Origin of the sequence: Streptomyces sp. NPDC048255, assembly GCF_040652415.1 — a bacterium.
Taxonomy (GTDB): Bacteria; Actinomycetota; Actinomycetes; order Streptomycetales; family Streptomycetaceae; genus Streptomyces.
In genome coordinates this window covers 84,286-93,160 of sequence record NZ_JBEZMA010000027.1, presented here as the reverse complement: position 1 = coordinate 93,160, position 8,875 = coordinate 84,286, and the positions used below count along the sequence as shown (strand labels likewise).

Sequence of the window (8,875 nt, the reverse complement as noted above, 5' to 3'; positions counted from 1 at the left end):
GCCCGGTTACATTCCGAACCCGGAAGCTAAGCCTTTCAGCGCCGATGGTACTGCAGGGGGGACCCTGTGGGAGAGTAGGACGCCGCCGAACAATCATTGCGGAAGCCCCGCACCAACCCGTTCCGGGTTCGGTGCGGGGCTTTTCTGCGTTCCGGGCACGTGTGCGGTCTCCTGTAGGGTCAAGGGGCATCGTTCAACTTTTCTATCGTCACAGTGGAGGCCCCCGGGTGGAGGTCCAGGAGACTCGGGTTCAGACAGACCGAATTTTCACCATTCCGAACGTCCTGAGCATGGCTCGCCTGGCCGGCGTACCCCTGTTCCTGTGGCTGATCCTCGCGAAGCACGACGGGTGGGCCCTGGCCGTCCTCATGCTCAGCGGTATCAGCGACTACCTCGACGGGAAGCTCGCCCGGCGCTGGAATCAGATCAGCAACCTGGGGCGGCTGCTCGATCCGGCCGCGGACCGGTTGTACATCCTGTCGACGCTCTTCGGTCTGACCTATCGCGAGCTTCTGCCACTGTGGCTCACCGGCGCCCTGCTGGCGCGTGAGCTGATGCTGGTGGTCATGGTGTTGATCCTGCGCCGCCACGGCTATCCGCCGCCGCAGGTGAACTTCCTGGGCAAGGCCGCGACCTTCAATCTGATGTACGCGTTCCCCCTGCTCCTGCTCAGTGACGGCACCGGTTGGTTGGCCTGGATGGGGTCAGTTTTCGGATGGGCGTTCGCAGGATGGGGTACAACCCTCTATTGGTGGGCAGGAGTGCTGTACGTGGTCCAAGTCCGCCGTCTTGTGAAGGCGGACGCCACGGCCGATTGAGCTCGCTCGGCGCCGGCTGACGCGGAGGAGTTGCGGAGTCACCGTCGGGACGGGTGAGGTCGGCGAGAACGTCGTCTCTCAAGGAGGACTCTTCCGACATGAAGGCCGTCGTGATGGCCGGTGGCGAAGGCACTCGTCTTCGCCCCATGACCTCGAGCATGCCCAAGCCGCTCCTGCCGGTCGCCAACCGGCCGATCATGGAGCACGTGCTCAGGCTGCTCAAGCGGCATGGGCTCAATGAGACCGTGGTCACCGTGCAGTTCCTGGCGTCGCTCGTCAAGAATTACTTCGGTGACGGCGAGGAGCTCGGAATGGAGCTCACCTATGCCAACGAGGAGAAGCCACTCGGGACCGCCGGCAGCGTGAAGAACGCCGAGGAGGCCTTGAAGGACGACACCTTCCTCGTCATCTCCGGCGACGCGCTCACCGACTTCGACCTCACCGACCTCATCCGTTTCCACAAGGAAAAGGGCGGGCTCGTCACGGTGTGCCTGACCCGGGTGCCGAACCCGCTGGAGTTCGGCATCACCATCGTGGACGAAGAAGGCAAGGTCGAGCGCTTCCTGGAGAAGCCGACCTGGGGACAGGTGTTCTCGGACACCATCAACACCGGCATCTACGTGATGGAGCCGGAGATCTTCGACTACGTGGACCCGGACGTCTCCGTGGACTGGTCCGGAGATGTCTTCCCCCAGCTGATGAAGGAAGGCCGGCCGATCTACGGCTACGTGGCCGAGGGCTACTGGGAGGACGTCGGCACCCACGAGAGCTACGTCAAGGCGCAGGCCGACGTGCTCGAAGGCCTGGTCCAGGTCGACATGGAGGGCTTCGAGATCTCCCCCGGCGTGTGGATCGCCGAAGGCGCCGAGGTCAGCCCTGACGCGGTGCTGCGCGGGCCCCTGTACATCGGGGACTACGCCAAGGTCGAGGCCGGTGTGGAGATCCGCGAGCACACGGTCATCGGCTCGAACGTCGTCGTGAAGAGCGGGGCCTTCCTCCACAAGGCCGTCATCCACGACAACGTGTACATCGGGCCCCACAGCAACCTGCGCGGCTGCGTCATCGGCAAGAACACCGACATCATGCGGGCCGCGCGGATCGAGGACGGCGCCGTCATCGGCGACGAGTGCCTCGTCGGTGAGGAATCCATCGTTCAGGGGAACGTGCGGGTCTACCCCTTCAAGACGATCGAGGCCGGTGCCTTCGTCAACACGTCGGTCATCTGGGAGTCCAGAGGGCAGGCACATCTGTTCGGAGCCCGGGGAGTCACGGGCATCCTGAACGTGGAGATCACCCCGGAGCTGGTGGTACGGCTCGCGGGAGCGTACGCGACGACCCTGAAGAAGGGCGCGATCGTCACCACGGCCCGTGACCACTCCCGAGGTGCCCGAGCGCTCAAGAGAGCCGTGATCTCGGCGCTCCAGGCCAGCGCCATCGACGTACGGGACCTGGAGAACGTACCGCTCCCGGTGGCGCGGCAGCAGACCGCGCGGGGCAGTGCCGGCGGGATCATGCTGCGCACCTCGCCGGGGGTGCCGGACTCCGTCGACATCATGTTCCTGGACGAGCGGGGAGCCGACCTCTCGCAGGCCGGGCAGCGCAAGCTGGACCGTGTGTACGCGCGGCAGGAGTACCGGCGTGCCTTCCCCGGCGAGATCGGTGACCTCCAGTTCCCGTCCAGCGTCTTCGACTCCTACACCGGCTCCCTGCTGCGGCGGGTGGACACCACCGGTATCGCTGACGCCGGGCTCAAGGTGGTCGTGGACGCCTCCAACGGCAGCGCCGGGCTCGTCCTGCCCAGCCTGCTGGGCCGGCTCGGGGTGGACGCCCTGACGATCAATCCCGGTCTCGACGAGACCAGGCCCACGGAGAGCACGGAGTCCCGGCGGGCGGGCCTGGTGCGGCTCGGGGAGATCGTGGCCTCGGCGCGGGCGGCCTTCGGGGTGCGCTTCGACCCGGTGGGCGAGCGGATCTCCCTGGTGGACGAGCGCGGGCGGATCATCGAGGACGACAGGGCCCTGCTGGTGATGCTCGACCTGGTGGCCGCGGAGAAGCGCAGCGGCAAGGTGGCGCTGCCGGTGACCACGACGCGGGTCGCCGAGCAGGTGGCCGCCTACCACGGTACGCAGGTGGAGTGGACGACGACCTCGCCCGACGACCTGACCCGGGTGGGCCGGGCGGAGACGACCATCTTCGGCGGCGACGGCCGGGGCGGGTTCATCGTTCCGGAGTTCAGCAGCGTCTTCGACGGCTCGGCGGCCTTCGTGCAGCTGCTCGGCCTGGTGGCGCGGACCCAGCTCACGCTGAGCCAGATCGACGCCCGGATCCCGCGGGCCCACGTGCTCAAGCGGGACGTGCCCACGCCGTGGGCGGTGAAGGGGCTCGTCATGCGGCGGGTCGTGGAGGCGGCCGGAGACCGGCAGGTGGACACCACCGACGGGGTGCGGGTGGTCGAGGCCGACGGGCGCTGGGCGCTGGTCCTGCCGGACCCGGCGGAGGCGGTCACCCACCTGTGGGCCGAAGGCCCGGACGACACCTCGGCGCAGGCCCTGCTCGACGAGTGGGCCGCTGTGGTGGACGGCGCCGGGCACTGAGCGCCCTTCGCCGTAGGACGTGGGACCGAAGTCCTGTGGGCCGGGCGCGCGGCGTGCGCCGCCCGGCCCACAGGGTGGGCGCATTCGGTGTGTACGGCGCCGACATGCGACGATGAGCGGCATGTCGCAGCCGTCCCACAACAGGAGTTCGGCGTCCCCGCCCGCGCGCCCGGACGCTTCCATGTCGCTGCTGACGCACGTGATGGACCACAGTCTCGACGAGGGCTACGCGGAGGCCTCGGCCCGGCGCGAGGCCGAGGGCACGACAGGTCTGCCCCGCACCCTCAAGGCCAAACTGGGGCTCGCCGCCGGGCTCGTGCTCGCCGCCATGGTCGTCACGCTGGGTGCGGCCGAGGCGCGGATAGCCGCTCCGGTGCTGGCCAAGGAGCGGCAGGAACTGATCGACCGGGTGGAGCGGGCGGACGAGCGGGCCGACGGCCTGGGGCAGGACATCGACCGGCTGCGGGAGAACGTCGCGGACCGCCAGCGGGCGGCGCTCAAACAGCACGGCGGGGACCAGGGCCAGCTCGTGGCGCTGCTGTCCGGTGCCACGGAGGTCCGCGGCCCCGGCGTGAAGCTGGTGGTGGACGATGCCAAGGGCGCCTCTGCGGGCGATGGCGGCGGTCCGCGGGAGAGCGCAGGGTTCTCGGACACCGGCCGGCTCCGCGACCGCGACATGCAGAAGATCGTCAACGGGCTCTGGCAGTCCGGGGCCGAGGCCGTCTCCATCAACGGGCAGCGTCTGACGGCGCTGTCGGCGATCAGGGCCGCGGGCGACGCCATACTGGTCGACAACAGGCCGCTCGTGCCGCCGTACGAAGTGCTGGCGGTCGGTGACAAGAAGCGGCTCGGGACCGCGTTCCAGGACTCGGCCGACGGCCAGTACCTGCACGTGCTGCAGGAGAGCTACGGGATCCGCTACACCCTGTCCCCCCAGGACGAGGTGCGGCTGCCGGCCGCTTCGAGCATGACCGTGCGGACGGCCACAGCAGAAGAGCAGCAGAAGGGTGCATCGTGATCGCGGTACTGGGCCTCGTGGCCGGAGTGGTGGCCGGACTTCTGGTCCGGCCCGAGGTGCCGGCCGTGGTGGAGCCTTATCTGCCGATCGCCGTGGTGGCGGCGCTGGACGCGGTGTTCGGCGGCTTGCGCGCGATGCTGGACGGCATCTTCGTGGACAAGGTCTTCGTGGTGTCGTTTCTGTCGAACGTGGTCGTGGCCGCCCTGATCGTCTTCCTCGGCGACAAGCTGGGCGTCGGCTCGCAGCTGTCCACGGGTGTGGTCGTGGTCTTCGGCATCCGCATCTTCTCCAACGCCGCGGCCATCCGCCGGCACGTGTTCCGGGCGTGAGGCCGATGAGTACGAGCGACAACCCGCCCGAGCGGCCCGAGGGACCGCAGGGTTCCGGTGGGCCCGTGGACCCGGTGACTCCCGGGCCGTCCACGCCGCAGACGCCGGCGACGCCCCCGACGCCCCCGACGCCTCCGACGTCCCCCGGTGGGCCGGCGCAGCCGGCGGCTCCCGGCGGGCCCGCGGAGCCCGGGCAGACCGGCCGGCAGCGGCTCGCGGCCGGGCTGTGGCCGCCGCGGGTGAGCCGCGCGCAACTGATCGTCGCGCTGCTGCTGTTCGTCCTCGGACTGGGACTGGCCATCCAGGTGCGGTCGACCAGCGACTCCAGCGCGCTGCGAGGTGCCCGCCAGGAGGACCTCGTACGGATCCTCGACGAGCTCGACGGGCGGACCAAGCGCCTGGAGGACGAGAAGCAGCGTCTGGAGGATCAGCGCAGGGAGCTGGAGAGCAGTTCCAACCAGGCCGAGGAGGCCCGCAAGCAGACCGTGGAGAAGGAGCGCCAACTCGGCATCCTGGCCGGTACGGTGGCAGCGCAGGGGCCGGGCATCACGCTGAAGATCACCGATCCCACGGGCCAGGTGACGTCGGACCAGCTGCTGGACACGCTCCAGGAGCTGCGGGCGGCCGGGGCCGAGGCGATCCAGATCAACGGTGTGCGCATCGTGGCGAGCTCGTACTTCTCGGACGCGGACGGCGGGGTCGCCATCGACGGTAAGAAGATCACACAGCCTTATGAGTTCAAGGTGATCGGCAAGCCCCAGGACTTGGAGCCGGCGCTCAACATCCCCGGCGGTGTGGTCCAGACGCTGGAGAAGGAGCAGGCGACGGTGGCCGTCACACGGTCGGCGAAGATCGTTGTGGATGCCTTGCGGGTTGCGAAGCAGCCTGACTACGCTCGGTCGTCATCGTCATGAGACGGGGCGGAGTGTGGACCGGCTCACGTGGGCGGATGCCTGCGGGGGGTCGGCGCACCGAAGTCGCGGTGCGTGGTGGAAACTGTCTGGTGGTTACGGACGTTGTGAGAATGTCCGGGTCGGCAGGTGTGTGCATGCGGAGTTCGTCCTGCCCCACGGGCGGGTCTATTTCGGTCAAGGGGAATCGCCCGTGAAGTTGTTTGAGAAGTTGTTCGGCAAGAAGAACCGCGAGGAAGGCGGCGCGGCACGGCACCGTGCCGGGCAGGGTAGCGCGGAAGGGCAGGGCGACCGGCCGCTCTTCCGCGACGAGGTCGCGGGCGGCGGTGATGTTCCGGGCGCCCCCGGCGCGTCGGCTGTTGACCCTGCCGGTACCGGACGCATAGGTTTCGGTGAACCGTCAACCTCAAGTTCGGGTGGAGGGTTTGCCCCCGACCCGTATGCCACCAATGCCTCCGCGGGGCAGCCGCGGCGCGAGGAGCCGTCCATGTCGGCCGAGCAGATTTGCAGCAGGTGCGGACACCGCAGCGATGCGGCGAGCCGGTTCTGCTCCAACTGCGGGGCGCCGCTGCGGGCGGGCCTGACGCCGGAGCGTGCCTCGGAGACCACGTCCACCATCTCGATCTCGGGCCTCGAGGCCTACGAGGCCGAGGTGTCGGGACAGACGCACGCGTCGTCCTCGCTGTCCCCCGAGGCCCAGGCCGCGGTGGAGGCACTGCCCCCCGGTTCCGCCCTGCTGATCGTGCGGCGCGGTCCCAACTCCGGCAGTCGCTTCCTGCTGGACGGCGAACTGACCACGGCAGGCCGGCACCCGCAGAGCGACATCTTCCTGGACGACGTCACCGTCTCCCGGCGGCACGTCGAGTTCCGCAGGAGCCAGGAAGGCGGCTTCACCGTCTCCGACGTGGGCAGCCTCAACGGCACGTACGTCAACCGTGAGCCGATCGACTCGGTCGCCCTCCACAACGGCGACGAGGTCCAGATCGGCAAGTACCGGCTGGTCTTCTACGCGAGCCTGCGGGGCATCTGATCCGTCAAGGAAGGCCCCATGCTGCGCACCCCGACCGGCGGTGCCCCGAAGAACGGCACCGCCGGGACCACCGGCCCGGCCGGGCGGCTGGTGAGCATCGGAACGGTGCTCACCCAGCTCCGTGACGAGTTCCCCGAAGTCACGATCTCGAAGATCCGCTTCCTGGAGGCGGAGGGGCTCGTCGAGCCCAGGCGCACACCTTCCGGATACCGCAAGTTCAGCCCCGAGGACATCGAGCGGCTGGCGCGCATCCTGCGCCTCCAGCGCGATCACTACATGCCGCTGAAGGTCATCCGCGAGCAGCTCGACGCGCTCGACCGCGGGGAGCAGATCCGCATCCCGGCGCCCACGGCGCACCGGGACCCCGGTGGCGCGGTCGACCCCGCCAGCCCCGCCGCCCTGTACGGCGAAGTGGGCCGTGAGCGGCCCACGGCGCCCCGTGTGGGCCGGGCGGAGCTCATCGCCGCCGCGGAGGTGGACGAGGTGCAGCTGGTCGAGTGGGAGTCCTACGGGCTGCTCGCCGAGGCGCCCGGCGGCGGTTTCGACGCCGAGGCCGTCACGGTGGCCCGGCTGGTCGCGGACCTGGGGCGATTCGGGCTGGAGCCGCGGCACCTGCGGGCGATGAAGGCCGCCGCAGACCGGGAGGCCGGCCTGGTCGAGCAGGTCGTGACGCCGCTGCGCAGGCACCGCAATCCGCAGACCAGGGCGCATGCCGAGGCCACCCTCAAGGAGCTCGCGGGGCTCTCCGTACGGCTCCACGAGGCCTTGGTACAGACCGCTCTGGGCGTCCGTTTGCGGTGACCGCGCTGGTCGGAGTGGAGCCCCGACTACCCAAACCTGCCAGGCAGGTCCTAGGGTTGCTGTGTGAACGAGCTCGACGTTGTGGGTGTCCGGGTGGAAATGCCCTCCAACCAACCGATCGTGCTCCTGCGTGAAGTGGGAGGCGACCGGTACCTCCCCATCTGGATCGGTCCAGGGGAGGCGACCGCCATTGCCTTCGCACAGCAGGGCATGGCCCCTGCCCGCCCGCTGACGCACGACCTGTTCAAGGACGTGCTGGAGGCGGTCGGTGAGGAGCTCACCGAGGTCCGGATCACGGATCTGCGGGAGGGCGTCTTCTACGCGGAGCTCGTCTTCGCCAGCGGGGTCGAGGTGAGCGCGCGGCCTTCCGACGCCATAGCCCTCGCCCTGCGGACGGGGACGCCGATCTACGGCAGTGACGGCGTGCTGGACGACGCCGGAATCGCCATTCCGGACGAGCAGGAGGACGAGGTGGAGAAGTTCCGCGAGTTCCTCGACCAGATCTCGCCCGAGGACTTCGGCACCGGCCCGCAGTGAGGCGCCGGCCGCGTCGTCCACGCGGAACTGCCAGCCCATTCGAGTAGCCTTTCCCCGCAAAGGGATACGGGAAACCACTCTCAGGGTGATTATCACTCGGCGTGCCGAGTGTGGCGATCGTTGACGCACCCCTGGTGACTGCCTACCTTCAAGGTGGGCAGGTCAAGGACGGAGGGTCGGCGTGAGGATCACGGGCGACGGTACGACCGGGGGCACCCCCGCACGGAGTGACGGTGGACCGTACCCGTTGCACGGCAGCACGGTGGGTTCCGCGCGCCGCCAGCCGGAGTCGACACCGGTCGGACCGGTGAGCGGCGACCCGGCGCCCGAGCAGGTCGGCTACCGCGGGCCGACCGCGTGTGCCGCGGCCGGGATCACCTACCGGCAGCTCGACTACTGGGCGCGCACCGGGCTGGTGGAGCCCAGCGTGCGCCCCGCCTACGGCTCGGGCACCCAGCGCCTGTACAGCTTCCGGGACGTGGTGGTCCTGAAGATCGTCAAGCGCTTCCTGGACACCGGGGTGGCGCTGCAGAACATCCGCACCGCCGTGCAGCACCTGCGCGACCGCGGATTCTCCGACCTCGAGCGCCTGACGCTGATGAGCGACGGCGCCACCGTCTACGAGTGCACCTCGCCCGACCAGGTGGTGAGCCTGCTGCAGGGCGGGCAGGGCGTCTTCGGCATCGCCGTGGGCGTCGTGTGGGGCGACGTGGAGAACGCGCTGTCGCAGCTGCACGGGGAGCGCGTGGACACCGGCGAGACCGTGGTCGGGCACAACCCGACCGACGAACTGGCGGCCCGGCGCAACCGGGCCGGCTGAGCACCTGCTCTTGAGGC

The 8,875-nt window shown here is 69.5% G+C and carries 9 protein-coding genes and 1 rRNA gene; all 10 read left to right on the top strand.

Annotated elements, in window-relative coordinates:
* Positions 1-91, top strand: a 5S ribosomal RNA gene (gene rrf / locus AB0D94_RS21860); the annotation flags it as partial.
* Positions 92-227: 136 nt separating this feature from the next.
* Positions 228-818 (top strand): CDP-alcohol phosphatidyltransferase family protein, encoded by a 591-nt coding sequence (locus AB0D94_RS21855; RefSeq protein ID WP_362054417.1) that lies wholly within the window; start codon positions 228-230, stop codon positions 816-818.
* Positions 819-916: 98 nt separating this feature from the next.
* Positions 917-3,412, top strand: a complete 2,496-nt coding sequence (locus tag AB0D94_RS21850) for a mannose-1-phosphate guanyltransferase (RefSeq protein WP_362054414.1) — start codon at positions 917-919, stop codon at positions 3,410-3,412.
* Between the two features lie 112 nt (positions 3,413-3,524).
* Positions 3,525-4,430: a DUF881 domain-containing protein gene (locus tag AB0D94_RS21845; RefSeq protein WP_362054411.1), complete on the top strand. Its 906-nt coding sequence runs from the start codon at positions 3,525-3,527 to the stop codon at positions 4,428-4,430.
* The gene (locus AB0D94_RS21840; protein WP_362054409.1) at positions 4,427-4,759 is read left to right on the top strand and encodes a small basic family protein; all 333 of its coding nucleotides are present in this window, start codon (positions 4,427-4,429) and stop codon (positions 4,757-4,759) included. The genes AB0D94_RS21845 and AB0D94_RS21840 overlap by 4 nt, the downstream gene beginning before the upstream one ends.
* On the top strand, positions 4,756-5,673 hold the full coding sequence (locus AB0D94_RS21835) for a DUF881 domain-containing protein (protein WP_362054406.1): 918 nt from the start codon (positions 4,756-4,758) through the stop codon (positions 5,671-5,673). The genes AB0D94_RS21840 and AB0D94_RS21835 overlap by 4 nt, the downstream gene beginning before the upstream one ends.
* A gap of 82 nt (positions 5,674-5,755) precedes the next feature.
* Positions 5,756-6,700: an FHA domain-containing protein gene (locus AB0D94_RS21830; protein WP_362054448.1), complete on the top strand. Its 945-nt coding sequence runs from the start codon at positions 5,756-5,758 to the stop codon at positions 6,698-6,700.
* 18 nt (positions 6,701-6,718) lie between these two features.
* A complete protein-coding gene (locus tag AB0D94_RS21825) occupies positions 6,719-7,501 on the top strand; it encodes a MerR family transcriptional regulator (protein ID WP_362054403.1) in 783 nt (260 codons plus the stop codon).
* A 63-nt stretch (positions 7,502-7,564) separates the two neighbouring features.
* The gene (locus AB0D94_RS21820) at positions 7,565-8,038 is read left to right on the top strand and encodes a bifunctional nuclease family protein (RefSeq protein ID WP_007262890.1); all 474 of its coding nucleotides are present in this window, start codon (positions 7,565-7,567) and stop codon (positions 8,036-8,038) included.
* A gap of 181 nt (positions 8,039-8,219) precedes the next feature.
* Positions 8,220-8,858, top strand: coding sequence for a MerR family transcriptional regulator (locus AB0D94_RS21815; protein ID WP_362054399.1), 639 nt, complete (start codon positions 8,220-8,222; stop codon positions 8,856-8,858).
* The last annotated feature ends 17 nt before the right edge of the window (positions 8,859-8,875 follow it).

What these genes read in the sequence shown, in the direction of transcription:
- AB0D94_RS21850 (WP_362054414.1), top strand. Translation starts at nt 917, where the DNA reads ATGAAGGCCGTCGTGATGGCCGGTGGCGAAGGCACTCGTCTTCGCCCC.
- AB0D94_RS21845 (WP_362054411.1), top strand. Translation starts at nt 3,525, where the DNA reads ATGAGCGGCATGTCGCAGCCGTCCCACAACAGGAGTTCGGCGTCCCCG.
- AB0D94_RS21825 (WP_362054403.1), top strand. Translation starts at nt 6,719, where the DNA reads ATGCTGCGCACCCCGACCGGCGGTGCCCCGAAGAACGGCACCGCCGGG.